The organism is Marinobacter sp. MDS2 (assembly GCF_030718085.1).
Classification (GTDB): Bacteria; Pseudomonadota; Gammaproteobacteria; order Pseudomonadales; family Oleiphilaceae; genus Marinobacter.
In genome coordinates, this window is record NZ_JAVAJF010000001.1 from 1,650,081 (window position 1) to 1,666,708 (window position 16,628).

Genomic DNA, 16,628 nt, shown 5'->3' on the forward strand with positions numbered 1-16,628 from the left:
GTCATGAGCCTCAAGCGGCAGTTGTTTCTGGCCAGCGTGCTGATGTTGCTGATCCCCTGGGCCGGTCTGAAATTTGTACTGGAACTGGATAACGCACTGCGCGCGCAAGCCCTGCAGCAACTGGAAGAAAAAGGTGCCCGACTGGCCGAACTCGCGGGCGATTTCATGCTGGGCGCGCCCGTGGTAACCAGCGGTGATGCTCTCTACGCCGACAGCACCACACAGTTCCCGAAAGTGGACGGGTTCACCACCACCTGGCCCGGCTTCCGGGATCACGAAGAGCAGCTACCCTGGCAATCCCGACCCGGGCAAGAAAACCTGCGATGGCTGGCCACCAGTAATAACCGCTACCTCTATTTGCTGGTACAAAAACGGAATCAGGGCCTGCGCCCCTTCAACCCCAGCCAGCCAGAACAACCTCATGACCGCGTTGAACTGGTGTTGGTACCTCCTCCGGGCCAACTGGAATCCGGCCAGCCAAAACGATGGCTGATCAGAACAACAGCCCCGGGGACCCACGTACCCGCCTTGATCGACGGCAACCCTGCTCAAACCGATCGGCAGATCGAAGTGGCCTGGGAGGATCTCGGTTCCCGCTGGCAACTGGAGCTGAGAATGCCTCTGCCCGCACCGGGCAGCCGGCTGGGTTTCCAAACAGGACAACCGGGCGAAAGCACTGACACGGAAGGCACATCGCTCGCACCGCCGCCGCTTTTGGTGCAGCGCAATACCGCCCTTGAGCGCGCGTTGGCACGGCAACTCAGCAATGGTCAGCAGGCAACCTTGCTGGAACCCGCCGGCTGGATCGCGGCCCACAGCCAAACCGAAAACCCGGTGCCAGCAACCGATTTCGATGACCTCTCCGCCAGCCAGATCCTGGAACAAATCACCCTCAATGTACTGCGCAGCTTGGTCAGACTGTATCAACCCAAGCCCAAGCCTTTGGCGACAACACACCATCAACTGCACACGGGTGGTTTGCCTGAGCACCATTTGGTGCAGCAGGAAGGCACCGTCTGGCTGGCGACAGAGCACACGTTCTTCGGTGGTCGAACACTTTTTCTCAAGCAATCGATGGAACAACTACTCAGCGTTTCCGGCTCTGCGTTGGGGAGTGTATTGGCTCGTAGCCTGCTGATCATTCTGGCACTGACGCTAGCTCTACTCGGTTATGCCAGCTGGCTGTCATGGCGTATCGCGCGTCTGCAACAACTGGTCAGCGCCAGCGTTGACGACGATGGCCGCATACTTGAGCCCCTTCCCCCAGCCCGATCCCGGGACGAACTGGGGCAGCTGCAGCAACATTTCGGGCACATGGTGTCGCGCCTGCAAAGCTACAACCATTATCTGGAAAGCTTCTCTCGCAAACTTTCCCATGAACTGAAAACACCGGTGGCTGTGGTTCGGTCATCGCTGGAGAATCTGGCGCACAGCCACTCCGAGCAAGAACGCCAACAGTATCTGGAGCGCGCTTCGTCTGCCGCCGAACGGCTCAGGCGCATTCTGAACAGTATGAGCGAAGCGGCCCGGCTGGAGCAGAGCTTCGATCAGGCCGATAAGGAGCACTTCGATCTGGCCGAGGTCGTTAGCCAGGCCTGCGCGGCCTACCAACAAGTTGACCCACACCACCAGCATCACTGCGACGTGCCCGACACCCCCTGCCCGCTGTTCGGCTCGCCGGAAATGCTGGTGCAAATGCTCGACAAGCTGGTTGATAACGCGCGGGACTTCACCCCCGAAGGTGGCGGAATTTCAGTGCGCCTGGAGCAAGACTCCGAGCACTACATCATCGAAGTGTTCAACGAAGGCTCAAGCCTGCCGGTAAACCCGGGCGTGGACATTTTCGGGGCGTTCGTTTCCCAGCGTGAGGGCAAAGCTGAAGGGCATTTAGGCCAGGGACTGCTTATCGTTCGCCTAATTGCCGAGTTTCACAGTGGCCGAATTGACGCCCAAAACCAGTACCTTAATGGCATTGACGGTGTTGCCTTCCGCGTTATCATCCCGAGACTTCCCCACGAACCAAGGACTGCCCCGTGACAGCCAAGCCGATCGCTTTGGATTTTCACCCCCTGCGCGCCGACCTCTATCAGGAGCTTCATTCACGCCCGTTTCAGGTGTTGCCGCCGCAGGCCAGAGTGACGCACATCGCGGTTGTGACCACGCCGGAGCAACGCCAAAACCAGTTCAAGCACCTGCAAAGCCTGCACCGTATGCTGGGGGAGCCCTGGCCGGAAGAAGAGGTCACCTGCTACGAGCAAACCTTTGATCAGCTGAGAATCCGCCGCGAAGTGCACATGGAGTTTACCGCGTACACCTTCACCAATCTGGCACCTTCAGACGCAGAGCCTTTCGAGGAAACCGGCATCAGCGCGCTCCCCCATGGCTGGCTGAAACAGCTTCAAGGCACCGTGGTTGCCGCCTTTCACATCGATGTGAGTCCCTCCTCGGCCCACGCTCGCGACGAGCCCGCATTCATGCGCCGGCATTTTGAAGGCATGCGACTGGTGGGCAGCAGCCCGCAGGAAGGCGCAGCCCGGGTACTCGGCACCTTCCAGCTGCACAGTGACAACTTCGGGCGCTTCATGGTGATCAACGACAGCATGTCGGACAGCCAGCTGGGCCGTTTGGTGCAGCGCCTGATGGAGATTGAAACCTATCGACTGATGTCGTTGCTGGCGTTGCCGGTCGCGCGGAAAATCACTCCGGCCCTGAACGACATGGACCAACAACTGGCCACCATCACGCAGGCTTTAGCGGATAACGAAAGCCTGGATGAGCAAACCATTCTGGCCAAGCTCACCAACATTGCCGCCAAAATCGAAGCCTTCCGAGCCCACTCGACTTTTCGGTTTTCCGCCACCAAAGCCTACCACCAACTGGTGCTGACCCGGCTGGAAGAACTGCGGGAAGACGAAATGTCCGGCCACCTCACCATTACCGAATTCATGACCCGGCGGCTCACCCCGGCGGTTAAAACCTGTGAATCGGTGAGTGTTCGGCTGGAAGACCTGTCCCGCCGGGTAGACCGGGCCTCCGACATGATGCGCACCCGGGTGGAGCTGGCCATTCAAAGCCAGAACCAGGAACTGCTCAGCTCCATGGATCGGCGCTCGCGCATTCAACTGATGATGCAACACACCGTTGAAGGCTTCTCGGTCGTTGCGATCTCTTACTACCTGATTGGCTTACTCAGTCTGGGGCTAAGCGCACTGGCAGGGGCCGGCTATTCGATCAACAAACCTGTGGTGCTTGGCATCGCCATTCCGGTGGTTCTGGCCACGGTGTTTATTGCCATCCGGCTGATCCACCACCGGTTTATCCGCATGGCAGACCGCCAGTAACGCGCCTTAGCTGAACCGGGAATCACCCGCGAACTGGCGGTAAAATTGCTGAGCCGAACGGCCGTTGCGCACGCCTTTTCGGGTGGCGAAACGGACCGCTTCGAGATGCAACTGCTCGCGATCCGCTACCGAGGGAAACAGCGCGTCCACCGCCTGCAAATAGACATCCTGAGAGAACGGATAAAACGACAACTGCAACCCGAACCGGTCAGCCAGCGATACCTGTTCCTCAATGGCTTCGGCGGGGTGCAACTCACCGTCGCGCATGTCACTTTTCAGGTTATCGCTCATAAACTCGGGCATCAGATGGCGACGGTTCGAGGTGGCGTACACCCGCACGTTTTCCGGGGGCAACTCTAACGAACCTTCTAGCACGCTTTTCAATGCTTTATACCCCGATTCGCCCACATCGAAAGACAAATCATCGCAGAAAATCACGAACCGGAACGGTAAATCGCAAATATCATCGACAATTTCCGGCAGGTTCACCAGATCGTCTTTATCCACTTCGATCATCCGCAGGCCTTGGCTGTGGTAGCGATTCAGCAGAGCTTTGACGAGAGAAGACTTACCCGTGCCGCGCGAGCCCCAGAGCAATACGTTGTTGGAAGGCTGCTTGTTCAGGAAGCGCTCGGTGTTGCGTTCAAGAGCCGCCTTTTGCGAATCAATCCCCGTGAGGTCATTCCAGCGGATCGGGTCCAGCCGGCGAATCGCTCTCAAGCCTGACCGGTGACGACGCCATAAAGCCGCAGGCGTATTTTGCCAGTCAAAAGAGGTCTCGCTCATAACCTTACTCCATTTGGTTCTTACGTTTGCTTGCTTACGGTCTGGCCTTTGCCAGACCCTCGGGGGTAGGATCTATGAATCTTACCAGACAGCAGGAGCAAAGCATGGCACGTATCTACGACGACAATTCCCTTTCCATCGGTAATACCCCGCTGGTCAAACTGAACCGGGTGAACGATGGGGCGACCATTTGGGCAAAGATTGAAGGCCGCAACCCGGCGTATTCGGTCAAGTGCCGGATTGGGTCTGCCATGATCTGGGATGCCGAGAAACGTGGTGTGCTCAAACCCGGCATGACCATTGTGGAACCCACCAGTGGCAACACCGGTATTGCCCTTGCCTATGTAGCCGCTGCTCGCGGCTACAAGCTGGTACTAACCATGCCGGCGTCAATGAGTCTTGAGCGCCGCAAGGTACTGAAAGCGCTGGGCGCTGACCTGGTTTTGACCGAGCCAGCCAAAGGCATGCCCGGCGCCATTGCCAAGGCGAAAGAACTTGCGGAAGCTGATCCCGAAAACCACTTTCTGCCTCAGCAGTTCGAGAACCCGGCCAACCCCAAGATTCACGAAGACACCACCGGCCCGGAAATCTGGAACGACACCGACGGCGCGGTTGACGTGTTCGTCGCTGGCGTAGGCACCGGCGGCACCCTGACTGGCGTGTCCCGTTACATCAAAGGCACGCAGGGCAAGGCGATTACCACCGTCGCGGTGGAGCCGACCGATTCCCCGATTATTGGCCAAGTGAAAAGCGGACAGGAACCGAAGCCAGCGCCCCACAAAATCCAGGGCATTGGTGCCGGCTTTATTCCGGGCAACCTGGATATGGACTTGGTAGATCAGGTGGAAGCGGTTTCCAATGAAGATGCCATGGCTATGGCGCATCGCTTGATGCAGGAAGAAGGCATTCTATGCGGTATTTCCTGCGGAGCCGCAGTCGCTGCAGCCGTTCGGGTCAGCAAGCAGCCGGAACACAAAGGTAAGAACATTGTGGTGATTCTGCCGGACTCTGCCGAGCGCTACTTGTCCAGCGCACTGTTCGCTGACACCTTTGGCGAACTGGAAAATCAGCAGTAATAAAAAAGCGCAGCCGGTTCCGGCTGCGCGCTTTATGTAACAAGGACAATCGCGTTTTTGGGTTAACCCCGAACTAAGATTTGTTCATTGTTTCTTCATCTGCTGACCCGGCGATTCCCTCGTTCGGACTCACCCCCGCCAACTCAACAACCACTCGCCCTGCACAGGAAACGCTACTGTAACTCAGCTTGGAAATGCCGTGATGACACGCTCTGACCGTGCGGTTTACCGGCCGTACGACCGGGATGACGTCCAACGCCCGAAAGGTCTCATCCGCGACTGATAAATGCACCCGTCTAAGCTTTGTTGCCCCGTGTTGCAAACCGTGGCCCAGCACATCCGCCAAGCCTCGCCACCATTGCAGGTTGTCATTCATATGAGTCATACCAGCCACTCCTGCAGTTGTTTGCTCACTAATGGATGATGAGCAAGGCGGACATGATCCACCCCCGTGAAATTAACTTTTCCCGTCAACTCCCACCCCTGCCGACGTACACCGTGAGCACTAGATCGATGCACCAGCGCATCACCAAACCAAACGTTCACGGGGTGGCGCTCACTTTTCACCAATAACCCGCTTACCGCAAAGTGACGCGCGCCAGGCAGCAAGGGTTGCTCCTCCGTTCCCGATTCAAAAACCTCACCACGGGAAAGGTTTCGGATGCCTTCGCTGCGCAAATCGATCACCTCACCGACAACCTTCACATAATCCCTGGGCACTTTATTCAACTTGCCTGCAGCCTTATGGGCTCCGATGGCAAGCCAGGAACCGTCATGAGGCGAGCCGATGTAGACACAATCCAATGATTTACCCACCCAACTGTGGCCCTTTTCGGAACCGTAATAACAGGCACTACGAACCAGTAAGCCACCCATACTGTGACCCAGAAGAATCAGGCGTTTCACTGGCACCGGCCAGTTCACCACCAACCGTTCTATCAGGTCGGCCAAGTCTTGGCCATTGCGGTAAATGGGCCGCCCGGAGTTGAATCGCAGTTTCAAAGCGGAGGTATCGCCTAGGGCTCGCGCCAGCTGAGAGCCATAATGCTCTTCAGCCCGGCCCGGAAAATCCCAAACCGATTCCAACTCCATTAAGCCATGAAGGGAAAGGCACAGCGTACTGCCCGGCTCGGCCAATTCCGGATTGTCTGCATCCAGCACCTTGCCACCGGCAAACACAGTCATAGGCACCGCCAGCCCATTGCCACGCGCTTCCAACCAATCCCCTAAAAAACCACTGGCAATGGCTGAAATGTGTTGTTGTATTTTTCCAGCTGACACCGAAACCACCATGAACATCTCCTCGTTATAATGGCAGTGTACGCGCTTCCCCGGCTTCCGATATGGCCCAGATGCAGCGTTGCTGCGCGCGCAAAGCAAACATTCCGACAATAATGATTCCGCCACTTCAACTATTCTTAATAGCGTCGCAATCCCGATATCGGAACAGTGCTGTTAGGCTTACGGCAATTCACCCACCAATACAGTCTATTACCGCGCAAGCTCAGGAGTTGATGAATGCGTTCTGCCTTAATGATCACCGCTCTAATGAGTGCTTTCTTTATCACGAACATCCACGCAGCTTCGCCATCAGATCCCTCAGCGAAGGAACCGGAGGTGCTGGGATTTGTGGAGTGGGTGGTGATGGACGACACCGAAGTCAGGCTTAAAGCAAGGCTCGACACCGGCGCCAAAACCTCCTCCCTGCATGCTGTGAACGTAGAACCTTTTGAGCAAGACGGTGAAGAATGGGTCAGGTTCAAACTGCCTCTGGGGGATCATGAAGACCAGCCCAGTGAAGGCCAGCTGGACCACGAAGATGTCATTCTGGAGTTCGAGCGTCCGGTGCACCGTACTGTGCTGATCAAGCGTAAAGGCGCGCCTTCGCAACGACGGTACGTGGTGAACATGGAGTTCTGCATTTCGGGTAACTTGCACGAAACCCAGTTTTCCCTGACCGATCGCGGTCGTTTTTCTTATCCGGTTCTACTCGGCCGACGCTTCATGCGCGACGATAACATTCTGACCGACTCCGCCCAGAGTTTCATGGCGGCCAAGGAATGTGAATACCGCACACTTGAAGAGCTGGCTGAGCGCCCGGAAGCGCTTAAACGACAAAACTAAAAGGTTATCGAACCGGTTCAGGCTCGTCATTCCGAACCCTCAGAAAGCTTGCGAAACGGGGCAGCCCGGTTGCGGTAAGGCCCCGGTAGCGAAACGTTACCGTCGCTCCCAGTGGCGGTGGATGCCGTCGGTCGCTATCACTGAACCCGGTGCCAATGCGAAACCGGCGGCCATTCTCGAGCTCAACTTCCAGCGCCCCCATCATTCCCTGGTACTTGCCGTTACCAGGCCTGTGGCCAACCACGACCGCTTCGGCATCATCAAACGTTTTTACCTTAAGCAGATCATCCGAACGCCCGGCCTGGTAGAGGCTGGCCTTGCGCTTGAGCATCAAGCCTTCGCCGCCGGCAGCGGCTGTCGATTTCAGTTTCGCCACCAAAGTTTCATGATCTTTGATCGGGTGCTGCTGAACCAACATCAGATAGCCCGAACCAGACTCTTCCACCAGCGTTTTCAAGCGCTGATAGCGAGTCGCAAACGGCGTGTTCTTAATGGGGATATCAAAGACATAAAAACGCACAGCCTGCCATTCTTCAGAAACTGGCTGCTGCTTACGAACCACTCCGGAGAGATGCGAGAACTGCCCGCGCCCACTCCATAACTCGCCATCCAAAGGCTGATCCGGGAATTGCTCGGTAAACCACGGCGGAGCCGCGTAAACGTGCCCGCCCCGGGACCAGAATTGCGTGCCATCCCAATAGGCACGCACACCATCCAGCTTCTCACTGACCCAATAAGCCTGAAGATCAACCCCTTGCTCGTACACATTCGCCAACGGAATGGCCGGAGGCTGCGCTCTGGTTAACGCGGGGAATAAACACGAACCAAGAAAAACGATAAGACCGACCGCCAGCGCACAAGCCCTGGCAGGTCGGATGGTGAAAAGTGGCATCATCCTTTGCCTCAAAACGTCCTGTTAGCGTTGCTTTAGCACTGCACCGAACGGGCAACTCTAACTTATTGGGGCGTATCGCTTTTATGATCGAGTTAGCGCTTTTTCGTAGTGCAGATATTTCTCACAACGCCAATTGGAATGGTCTTACACGGAAAATCCATTGGTAGGGTAACTTCAGCCGCCCCAAAAACCATCAGGAGTATCGAATGGATTCCCAAACACTCCCACGGACCGAGCAATGGCTGCGCCCTGTTCTGGCCAGCCTGAAAAAATACATGCTCGCGATCGCCGGTGTCGCGTTCGCGGTTTTTCTCGCCATGTCGTCGTTCTTTACCACGCAACTTGGCTACACCTATGTGGTGCAGGATACCTTGTTCGGCAGCATTCGCGTGTTCACCGAGCCCGGCGTTCACTTTAAGGTTCCAATGTTTTCCAACGTTTACACCTACAATCAGGCGATGACACTCAGCTTTGGCAATCAGGAGAGTGGTGAGAAAATCAAATCCACCCGCCAGCTGACCGAAGTTGAAGTTCAGTTTGCGGACACTTATACCGCCCGCATCCCCGCTACTTTTCGTTTTCGGTTGTCGGCCGACCCGGAGAAAATCGTGGCCATGCACCGGGAGTTCCGCAGCTACGACAACCTGATCGACTCCCTGCTTATTAAAAACGCTAAAAATGTCACCGTGGTTACCGCGACCCAGTACACCGGTGAGGAATTTTTCCAAGGTGGCCTGAATAAGTTCAAGGTGCAGCTGGAAGACCAATTGCAGAACGGCCTTTACGAAACCGAAAGGCGACAAGTTGAAATCGAGCAAACCGACCTGGCGGCCGTCTCGTCCTCTAACGACGACGGCGACCGCCTTGAACGGAAAGTGCAGCTGGTGTGGAAGAACATCATTCTTCAAGACAAAGCCGGGCAAGCCAAACGCATTGCCAACCCGCTGGATTCCTACGGCATTCAGGTGCGCCAAGTCACCATCGGCCGACCACTTCCGGAAAAGCGTCTGGACGAACTGTTGATCAAGAAAAAGGATCTTGTAGCAAAGCGCATAACCGCCATCCAGGCACAGGAAACCGCCCGGGCGGAAGCCAAAACAGCGCAACTGGAAAAAGAGATCGAAAAAGCCCGGGCAATCCAGGACGCGCAGCGCAGCAAAGAACTCGCCATCATCTCAAAGCAGAAAGAAGTAGAAATGGAGCGCCAGCAGGCCCAGTTAGAAACGGTTCGGAAAGAGAAAGAAAAAGCGGTTGCCGTTCTGGAGAAGCAAAAACAGCTGGAGATTTCGGTCGCTGAGCGTGACATTCAAAAAGCCAATGCAGAAGCCGCTACCTACGCCGCCAAAGCCATTCGTGAACAGGGTATGGCGGAGGCTGAAGTTGCTAAAGCTCATCTATTGGCCAAGCAGGCCGCTCGGGACATCTACATGGCTGAGATTCAACGGGATATTGCTCAGGTAATGTACCCGGCGTTGAAGGATGTCACCATCGACATGCCGGATTATTACGTGGGCGGTAACGGCTCAGGAAGCCCGGTCAGCAGTTTGGAGGTGTTCACCAGCCTAGGGGCCATGGAGCAGCTGCGCAGAGCCAGCGGACAAACCGCGGCTCGATAAAACAAGGCCCTTACAATCGAGAAATTCGATTGTAAGGGCTAATCAGCCGTCCGATTGTTGATCGCTTAGCAGTTAGGCCGCATTCATTACGCGGTAACGTACTTCAACAACTCAACGACCTGATCGGGGGTCTGTGCCCAAGCCATGGCTGCTGCATCCACTTCTTTCAACGGATGCACAATGTCTTCATCGTGCAGGGTCACGTATGGCGTACCCATCGCCGCACAGTAACCGGCATCGAACGCGGCGTTCCACTGCTTGTACTTGTCGCCGAAGCGAATCACCGCCAGATCACACTGTTCCAGCAGAGTTTTGGTGCGGATCGCATTCACCTTGGAAGACTGGTGATCGCGCCAGAAGTTGTTCTCTGGCTTGCCCAGAAAATCACCAGCGGCATCGCTGGAATCGTGATCGGTATTGGCAGACACAAACTCTACCGGCAGGCCAGCGGCTTCAGCACCGGCAGCAATCTGCTCGCGCCAGTCTGTGTGGATTTCACCGGATAGGTAAACAGTCCAGATCATTATGCTCTCCTGTAGGCATTGAAAGGCTTTAAAGCGGGGATGATACGCCAATACCCGAAGATGTTCACGGCGGGCTGGCCGCATTCAGCCACCAACCCGCCGTGCACGTTACCCCGTGCTACGCCATCAATTTCAACAAGGCTTCCGCGGCCGCTGCCGAAGATGCCGGGTTCTGGCCGGTCACTAACAGCCCGTCCGACACCACGTATGACTGCCAGTCATCGCCCTTGCTGTACTGCCCACCGTTATCTTTCAGCATGTCTTCAACCAAAAACGGTACTACGTCGGTCAGGCCAACCGCGTCTTCTTCGGTGTTGGTAAAGCCGGTGACGTTTTTGCCGGACACCAGAGGCTTTCCGTCTTGACCTTTGACGTGGCGCAACACGCCGGGCGCGTGACAAACCGCCCCTACCGGGGTGCCCGCCTTAATCGCGTTTTCGATCAATGCAATGGACTTTGGATCTTCCGCCAGATCCCACAGCGGGCCATGGCCACCCGGATAGAACACAGCATCGAAATCTTCGAGCGATACGTCCGCCAGTTTGGCGGTTGAAGCCAAGGCGGCCATGGCTTCAGCATCGGCCTCGAAGCGATCCGTGGCCTCGGTCAGCGCGTCTTTTTGATTGCTGTTCGGGTCGAGCGGTGGCTGGCCACCCTGGGGTGACGCCAGCACCACCTGGGCACCCGCGTCTTTGAACACGTAATAGGGAGCTGCCAGCTCTTCCAGCCAGAAACCGGTCTTTTCACCGGTGTTGCCGAGTTGATCGTGGGATGTCAGTACCATTAATACATTCATAGCCTTTCCTCACCTGATCTGAATGTTTATTTGGCTCAAAATTTCGAAGGTTAGGCTCCGAAATCCACCACCACTTTGCCGAAGTTTTTACCTTCCAGAAGGCCAATGAAGGCCTCTGGGGCAGCCTCAAAACCTTGAACCCGGTCTTCCTTGATCCGAATCTGATCGGACTGCAGCCATTGGGTCATTTCTTTGGCGAACGGCGCGTAGCCGGTTTCGTAATGATCCATGATGATAAAGCCCTGCATGCGGATCCGTTTGCGCAGAATCATGCCGGCCAGCATGGGCACGCGATCCGGCCCCTGCGGTAGTTCCGTCGCGTTGTAGTGAGCGATCACACCGCACACCGGAATGCGGGCAAAGTCGTTGAGCAGCGGCAATACGGCATCAAACACTGCGCCACCTACGTTCTCGTAATACACATCAATGCCATCCGGGGCGGCCTTAGCCAGTTCTGCCTCGAAGTTCGGCGAATGCCTGTCCAGGCTTTCATCAAAACCCAGGGTGTCTTTCACGTACTGCTGTTTTTCACCACCACTGGTAATACCCACCACCCGACAGCCTTTCAGCTTAGCGATCTGCCCTACCACTGAGCCTACCGCTCCGCTGGCCGAGGCCACGACAACGGTTTCGCCGGGTTTTGGCTCGCCGATGTTCAACAAACCGTGATACGCAGTGAAACCGGGCATGCCCATCAGGCTCAAAGCGTAAGAAGGCTCGGGTAAGCCTTCGACCGACATCAACCCGGTGCCGTCAGACACTTCGTATTCCTGCCAGCCGCTACCCGCCAGTACCCGATCGCCTTTGGCGAACTTCGGATTTCTGGATTCCACCACTTCCGAAACGGTGCCGCCTACAATCACCTCGCCAATGTTCAGTGACGGCGCATAGGACGGCGCATCGCTCATTCGGCCACGCATGTAAGGGTCTAAAGACAGGTAGCGTGTTTTCAGCAGCACCTCACCTTCGTTCAGGCTCGGGATGTCGCTTTCCACCAGTTTGAAATCTTCCGGCGTTGGTGCGCCGTTCGGACGCTGGTTCAACACCCACTGACGATTTTTCATCGGTGCATTCTCCATGATCGTTTCTCCTCCGTTACAGGCTGGCTTCGAGGGCACGACGGCTGATGTCCGGTGTGACATCACCGTGCTCACCCAGCTTTGTCATGCCGTGGCTTTCAAGCTGTCTGATGATGTCGTCGATGGAACTTTCATCGAGTCCGTAATCTGGCAGCCGCGTAGGAATCGAAAGGCTTTCAAAAAACTGACGGGTGGCCTGAATCGTTTTTTCGATGCGCTCTTCCTCAGAGCCTTCCCGAATGTTCCAGACCCGCTCACCATACTGTAGCAACTTTTTCGCTTTTGACTCGCGGCGCACATCCAGCATCCCGGGCAGCACAATGGCCAAGGTCCTGGCATGGTCAATGCCGTACAACGCCGTGAGTTCATGGCCCACCATGTGCGTTGCCCAGTCCTGAGGTACGCCCGCACCGATCAAACCGTTCAAGGCCAGCGTTGCCACCCACATCAGGTTGGCTCTTAGCTCGTAGTTTTCCGGGTCTTCCAGTACCTTCGGGCCGATCTCAACGAGCGTTTGCAGCAGACCCTCCGCGAAGCGGTCCTGCACCAAGCCATTGGCCGGATAGGTCAGGTACTGCTCGATGATGTGAGTAAACGCATCGGCAACACCGTTGCTGACCTGCTTGGCGGGCAAGGTGAAGGTTTTCACCGGATCCAGAATGGAGAAGGCTGGATACACCAACGGGCTGGCAAACGGCAGCTTTGCCTGCAGCGCCTTGTTGGTCACGACCGCGCCGCTGTTCATCTCGGAACCGGTGGCCGGTAACGTCAATACGGAACCAAACGGAAGGGCTTTGGTTATATTCCGCCCACGTTTCTCAAGAATGCTCCATGGATCGCCATCAAAATTCACGGCGGCGGCAACAAACTTGGTTCCGTCAATGACAGACCCGCCACCCACAGCCAGCAAGAAGTCGAACTGCTCCTGTTCGATCAGCGCTACGGCTTTCATCAGTGTTTCATAGGTCGGGTTTGGCTCAATGCCACCGAACTCAGCCACGTGCCGATCGCCCAGCGCTTGCTTGACCTCATCGAGGGTGCCGGTTTTCCGGGCACTTTCACCGCCGAACAACACCAGCACCCGCGCATCGGCCGGCACCAGATCATCAAGGCGAGCCACCGTGCCTTCGCCAAATACGATTCGCGTGGGATTGTAGAATTCGAAATTATTCATTACGCCTCGCTCTTAGACCAGTCGTCTAGTGTTTAGATAAATAAAAAGCCGATTAGATCGGCTCATACTTGATTCTCTAATTTAAGTCTAAAGCATGATTAGACCAGTCGTCTACACCCAAAAGGAAACTCCCCTGCTCTATCGGTACTTCGCGGATCTTAAACCAACGACACCAAAGCCAGTAACCCAAAAAACAAGCCGAAAATCGCGGCCATGGGCAGGGCTTCTGCAGTCGCTTGCGTTGGCTTCATCAGGCTACGCTTCAACGCTTTAGCGAAGCGCTTTGGGGTGTAGATGTTTTTCCGGTAGTTGGCTTGGTAGTGCGCCTGCATTTCGCGGGGCATGCTGTCTCGGTCGAAGCGATACCAGAGCTTCAATACGCCCATCCGATCCTTCTTGCGAGCCCAATCTCCGATCACGCCCGGCAATAAACGGAAAAACACGGCAGACCCGAAATCGATGATTTTCGGCTCGCCCGCTGGCGAGCACAGTACGTTCCCGGAGTTCCCCAAATCAAAATGCACCACGCCGCTTTTATGCATCTGTTGCACCGAGGCGTATAGCTTCATAAAGAAATCGTTCGGAACGTCACCCCGCCGTGCCAGCTCTTTGAGTGACACGCCGTCTACGTACTGATACTGAATGGCCTCACTGCAGTCAGCGCACCGATAAACCTCGCTGGGGGTAAACGGAAGACCCTCAACAGCCTTGAGCATCCGATATTCATGTCTTGCAAGCATTTGAAAGTATTGCGCGAGCGGAAACACGAAAGAAGGATAGGTTTTCACCACCTGCTTTGCCCCCGCCGGGTTCTCAGCCACAACCGTTACCGGCTTGTGCCAACGCTTGGCACGCTCACGGCTTTCACCACACTGCGCACTGACATCAAGACAATCGAGAAAATTGCCGCTACGAGAACTCATTACGCCTTCCTTTTGATGGATCTTACCGAGCAATGTCGGAGGAAGGGCTATTATTGGCGGGCAAACGATTAAGGAATAATTCGGAAGTCGTATCCTTCATATCACTGAGAGTGATATCAAGGTCAGCAAGAGGCCGTCGTCAGTGTGTTTGCAGGTAACTCTGATCCAACGAGGCCTTATAGACCGAGCATGTCTTTGGTTGCCGTGAGCGCGCATTCCATGGGTTCAGGGTCCCGAGTGATTTTGCTACGCAGGCTTGCGCCAAGCCACAGCTGATATAGCGTGGACGCGGTTACTTTAGCGTTCAGAGATGCCGGCAAGGAGCCATCAGCCATGCCCTCTGAAACCGCCTGCTCCAACCTTGCAACGACGCGGGCCGTTTCTCGTGCCAACACTGCTCGCATCGTTTCAGACAAATCACTGACCTCGGCAGCCAGCTTAACCGTGAGGCATTTACCTTTTGGATCACAGGCCGATTGGGTCTCCAGCCAGGTTTGCCAATAGCTGATCAAACGCTCGGCACCGTTCAGGCCCGGGCGCGACAGCATAGCATCCAGCGTTTCGTGGTAATCGGCAAAATAGCTCTTGAGCAACTCTTCACCAAACGCTTCTTTGGAGCCGAAATAATGATAGAAAGATCCTTTCGGCACACCAGCAGCCTGCAGAATCTGATTTAATCCCACAGCACTGAAGCCCCGGCCACTGATAATGACTTGGGCTGTTTCTAGGATGTGGCTGCGCACATCTTGAGTCGCTACTTTTGCTTCCATGGCGAAATTCTAAGCGGGATTAGACCAATTGTCTAGAAAGCATACATAGGAGCCTGACAAGGCTTCTTCGGGCTTAAACAACAGGTTTCAACCGATCCCCAACCCTGCAATTTAATGCGAAGAGCATGGCGATGCGGTCATGATTTCTTGCCAACGCTCCTGAAGGAGCCGCTCAAGGTGGCCCCGCATCCAGATGACCCCGGGGTCACGGTCGTGACGGGCGTGCCAGATTAAATAGAGGCTGGTGGGATCGACGTTGAACGGCAGCTCGCTCATCCACAGCCCGTTGACGAAGCCGCAGTCCTGACTGATCAGTTCAGGCACTGCGGCGATAAGGTTGGTTTCTCTTAGCAGTTCAGGGGCAATGGAAAACTGGTTGACCGTTGCCGCAATTCGGCGGCTCTGGCCTTTCTGGTCGAGATAACTGTCCACAAACCCGTGAACATCTCCGGACATCGTCACCAGCAAGTGACGAGCCTCCAGAAATTCCTCCAGCGTGATGGGCCTTCCGGCAAGAGGATGATCTTCGCGCATCGCCAGCACGAACCCACTTTCAAATAGCCAGGTACTGCGCAAGCTGTGGTCGTGCTGCTGCAACATCCCCACCGCCAAATCGACGTTCGCTTCCCGAAGATCGTCATGGGTGCCCTCGGGCGTATAGGGCACGGCATAGACATCAACACCCGGCGCCTCTTGTTCCAGCAGCTTGACCAGAGGGCGCCAGACCATCTCTGCGATGACGTCTGTCACCGCCAGCCGGAACTTGCGCTTGGAGGTTTGAGGATCAAACTGCGTGGCGCTCACGGCGTTGGTCAGAGCATACATGGGCCCGCCCACCTGATCCCACAGGCTCAGCGCATAAGACGTAGGCTCGATGTTTCTGCCCTTGCGCACGAACACCGGATCGTTCCAGATCTGGCGCATTCTGGAGATAGCATTCGACACCGCCGGCTGGGTCATGGCGAGACGGTCAGCCGCGCGCGTGACCGACCGTTCCGTCATGATGGCATCGAAAATATAGAGCAACTGGAGCTCTTGGGTTTTCATCAACAGTTACCCCGGGTGATTCGGTTCAGGTTGTTACAGGTTGCCTTTTACAAACGTGCGCAGCTCACTCAGGCTGCCTGCACCGGTTTGGCGGGCAATGGCGGCACCGTCTTGAAAGAGCGCCAGAGTCGGGATGGCCCGAATACTCATTTTGGCCGCCACCTCCGGGCTATCATCAACGTTTACTTTAGCTACGGTCAACTGCCCATCGAACTCCTCGGCCAGCTCTTCAAGCAGAGGCGCTATTGCTTTACACGGGCCACACCAGGGTGCCCAAAAATCAACCAGAACGGGCTGCTCGCTCTGAAGAACCGCTTTATCAAAATCCGCATCGGTTACATGGATCATGTCGGTCATCGTCATTCCTCCTGAAAAATAAACATCTGATCGCTACCTTGCGGCTGAATGACCGGCAATACCAATTTCCCAATCGTATGATTCACATTCACAAATTTGATACCAGCTTCGCCTTTGACG

The 16,628-nt window shown here is 55.8% G+C and carries 17 protein-coding genes; 5 read left to right on the forward strand and 12 right to left on the reverse strand.

The features are described 5' to 3' along the window. Positions 1–3: 3 nt before the first annotated feature. Both Q9245_RS07830 and Q9245_RS07835 read left to right on the forward strand, forming a co-directional pair. Positions 4–2,037: an ATP-binding protein gene (locus tag Q9245_RS07830; RefSeq protein ID WP_305896604.1), complete on the forward strand. Its 2,034-nt coding sequence runs from the start codon at positions 4–6 to the stop codon at positions 2,035–2,037. Further along, positions 2,034–3,341, forward strand: coding sequence for a DUF3422 family protein (locus tag Q9245_RS07835; protein ID WP_305896605.1), 1,308 nt, complete (start codon positions 2,034–2,036; stop codon positions 3,339–3,341). Before Q9245_RS07830 ends, Q9245_RS07835 begins: the two co-directional genes overlap by 4 nt. Before the next feature lie 6 nt (positions 3,342–3,347). Here the strand turns inward: Q9245_RS07835 and Q9245_RS07840 are convergent, their stop codons facing one another. Continuing rightward, the gene (locus tag Q9245_RS07840; RefSeq protein WP_305896606.1) at positions 3,348–4,127 is read right to left on the reverse strand and encodes an ATP-binding protein; all 780 of its coding nucleotides are present in this window, start codon (positions 4,125–4,127) and stop codon (positions 3,348–3,350) included. Between the two features lie 104 nt (positions 4,128–4,231). On the opposite strand from Q9245_RS07840, the gene cysK reads away from it, so the two are divergent. Beyond that, a complete protein-coding gene (gene cysK, locus Q9245_RS07845; RefSeq protein WP_305896607.1) occupies positions 4,232–5,203 on the forward strand; it encodes a cysteine synthase A in 972 nt (323 codons plus the stop codon). A 73-nt stretch (positions 5,204–5,276) separates the two neighbouring features. Here the strand turns inward: cysK and Q9245_RS07850 are convergent, their stop codons facing one another. Both Q9245_RS07850 and Q9245_RS07855 read right to left on the reverse strand, forming a co-directional pair. After that, complete coding sequence (locus Q9245_RS07850; protein WP_305896608.1) at positions 5,277–5,588, reverse strand: hypothetical protein; 312 nt, start codon at positions 5,586–5,588, stop codon at positions 5,277–5,279. Continuing rightward, entirely contained in the window at positions 5,585–6,496 is a 912-nt protein-coding gene (locus tag Q9245_RS07855; protein ID WP_305896609.1) for a triacylglycerol lipase, read from the reverse strand. Before Q9245_RS07855 ends, Q9245_RS07850 begins: the two co-directional genes overlap by 4 nt. A 225-nt stretch (positions 6,497–6,721) precedes the next feature. Between Q9245_RS07855 and Q9245_RS07860 the strand changes: the two genes are divergently transcribed. Continuing rightward, complete coding sequence (locus Q9245_RS07860; RefSeq protein ID WP_305896610.1) at positions 6,722–7,327, forward strand: ATP-dependent zinc protease; 606 nt, start codon at positions 6,722–6,724, stop codon at positions 7,325–7,327. Positions 7,328–7,331: 4 nt separating this feature from the next. Here Q9245_RS07860 and Q9245_RS07865 read toward each other — a convergent pair whose 3' ends face one another. Beyond that, positions 7,332–8,219, reverse strand: coding sequence for a DNA ligase (locus Q9245_RS07865; RefSeq protein ID WP_371824807.1), 888 nt, complete (start codon positions 8,217–8,219; stop codon positions 7,332–7,334). A gap of 209 nt (positions 8,220–8,428) precedes the next feature. Between Q9245_RS07865 and Q9245_RS07870 the strand changes: the two genes are divergently transcribed. Then, positions 8,429–9,838 (forward strand): SPFH domain-containing protein, encoded by a 1,410-nt coding sequence (locus Q9245_RS07870; RefSeq protein WP_305896612.1) that lies wholly within the window; start codon positions 8,429–8,431, stop codon positions 9,836–9,838. Positions 9,839–9,924: 86 nt separating this feature from the next. Here the strand turns inward: Q9245_RS07870 and Q9245_RS07875 are convergent, their stop codons facing one another. The 8 genes from Q9245_RS07875 to trxA form a co-directional block, all read right to left on the reverse strand. Further along, the gene (locus Q9245_RS07875) at positions 9,925–10,362 is read right to left on the reverse strand and encodes a YtoQ family protein (protein WP_305896613.1); all 438 of its coding nucleotides are present in this window, start codon (positions 10,360–10,362) and stop codon (positions 9,925–9,927) included. A gap of 118 nt (positions 10,363–10,480) precedes the next feature. Beyond that, entirely contained in the window at positions 10,481–11,158 is a 678-nt protein-coding gene (locus tag Q9245_RS07880) for a type 1 glutamine amidotransferase domain-containing protein (protein WP_305896614.1), read from the reverse strand. A gap of 50 nt (positions 11,159–11,208) precedes the next feature. After that, on the reverse strand, positions 11,209–12,237 hold the full coding sequence (locus Q9245_RS07885) for an NADP-dependent oxidoreductase (RefSeq protein ID WP_305896615.1): 1,029 nt from the start codon (positions 12,235–12,237) through the stop codon (positions 11,209–11,211). A 16-nt stretch (positions 12,238–12,253) separates the two neighbouring features. Continuing rightward, positions 12,254–13,411, reverse strand: coding sequence for an iron-containing alcohol dehydrogenase (locus Q9245_RS07890; protein WP_305896616.1), 1,158 nt, complete (start codon positions 13,409–13,411; stop codon positions 12,254–12,256). Positions 13,412–13,569: 158 nt separating this feature from the next. Further along, on the reverse strand, positions 13,570–14,334 hold the full coding sequence (locus tag Q9245_RS07895; RefSeq protein WP_305896617.1) for a hypothetical protein: 765 nt from the start codon (positions 14,332–14,334) through the stop codon (positions 13,570–13,572). Positions 14,335–14,510: 176 nt separating this feature from the next. After that, the gene (locus Q9245_RS07900) at positions 14,511–15,104 is read right to left on the reverse strand and encodes a TetR/AcrR family transcriptional regulator (protein ID WP_305896618.1); all 594 of its coding nucleotides are present in this window, start codon (positions 15,102–15,104) and stop codon (positions 14,511–14,513) included. Positions 15,105–15,215: 111 nt separating this feature from the next. Then, positions 15,216–16,151 carry a LysR family transcriptional regulator gene (locus tag Q9245_RS07905; RefSeq protein ID WP_305896619.1) on the reverse strand — a complete coding sequence of 312 codons (936 nt, stop codon included), beginning with the start codon at positions 16,149–16,151 and terminating at the stop codon, positions 15,216–15,218. A 33-nt stretch (positions 16,152–16,184) separates the two neighbouring features. Next, positions 16,185–16,508 carry a thioredoxin gene (gene trxA, locus Q9245_RS07910; protein ID WP_305896620.1) on the reverse strand — a complete coding sequence of 108 codons (324 nt, stop codon included), beginning with the start codon at positions 16,506–16,508 and terminating at the stop codon, positions 16,185–16,187. Positions 16,509–16,628: the final 120 nt, after the last annotated feature.

Excerpts from the sequence above, each read along its gene's own strand:
- Q9245_RS07830 (WP_305896604.1), top strand. The coding sequence starts at position 4 with ATGAGCCTCAAGCGGCAGTTGTTTCTGGCCAGCGTGCTGATGTTGCTG.
- Q9245_RS07840 (WP_305896606.1), bottom strand. The coding sequence starts at position 4,127 with ATGAGCGAGACCTCTTTTGACTGGCAAAATACGCCTGCGGCTTTATGG.
- cysK (WP_305896607.1), top strand. The coding sequence starts at position 4,232 with ATGGCACGTATCTACGACGACAATTCCCTTTCCATCGGTAATACCCCG.
- Q9245_RS07850 (WP_305896608.1), bottom strand. The coding sequence starts at position 5,588 with ATGACTCATATGAATGACAACCTGCAATGGTGGCGAGGCTTGGCGGAT.
- Q9245_RS07855 (WP_305896609.1), bottom strand. The coding sequence starts at position 6,496 with ATGGTGGTTTCGGTGTCAGCTGGAAAAATACAACAACACATTTCAGCC.
- Q9245_RS07860 (WP_305896610.1), top strand. The coding sequence starts at position 6,722 with ATGCGTTCTGCCTTAATGATCACCGCTCTAATGAGTGCTTTCTTTATC.
- Q9245_RS07865 (WP_371824807.1), bottom strand. The coding sequence starts at position 8,219 with ATGCCACTTTTCACCATCCGACCTGCCAGGGCTTGTGCGCTGGCGGTC.
- Q9245_RS07870 (WP_305896612.1), top strand. The coding sequence starts at position 8,429 with ATGGATTCCCAAACACTCCCACGGACCGAGCAATGGCTGCGCCCTGTT.
- Q9245_RS07875 (WP_305896613.1), bottom strand. The coding sequence starts at position 10,362 with ATGATCTGGACTGTTTACCTATCCGGTGAAATCCACACAGACTGGCGC.
- Q9245_RS07880 (WP_305896614.1), bottom strand. The coding sequence starts at position 11,158 with ATGAATGTATTAATGGTACTGACATCCCACGATCAACTCGGCAACACC.
- Q9245_RS07885 (WP_305896615.1), bottom strand. The coding sequence starts at position 12,237 with ATGGAGAATGCACCGATGAAAAATCGTCAGTGGGTGTTGAACCAGCGT.
- Q9245_RS07890 (WP_305896616.1), bottom strand. The coding sequence starts at position 13,411 with ATGAATAATTTCGAATTCTACAATCCCACGCGAATCGTATTTGGCGAA.
- Q9245_RS07895 (WP_305896617.1), bottom strand. The coding sequence starts at position 14,334 with ATGAGTTCTCGTAGCGGCAATTTTCTCGATTGTCTTGATGTCAGTGCG.
- Q9245_RS07900 (WP_305896618.1), bottom strand. The coding sequence starts at position 15,104 with ATGGAAGCAAAAGTAGCGACTCAAGATGTGCGCAGCCACATCCTAGAA.
- Q9245_RS07905 (WP_305896619.1), bottom strand. The coding sequence starts at position 16,151 with ATGAAAACCCAAGAGCTCCAGTTGCTCTATATTTTCGATGCCATCATG.
- trxA (WP_305896620.1), bottom strand. The coding sequence starts at position 16,508 with ATGACCGACATGATCCATGTAACCGATGCGGATTTTGATAAAGCGGTT.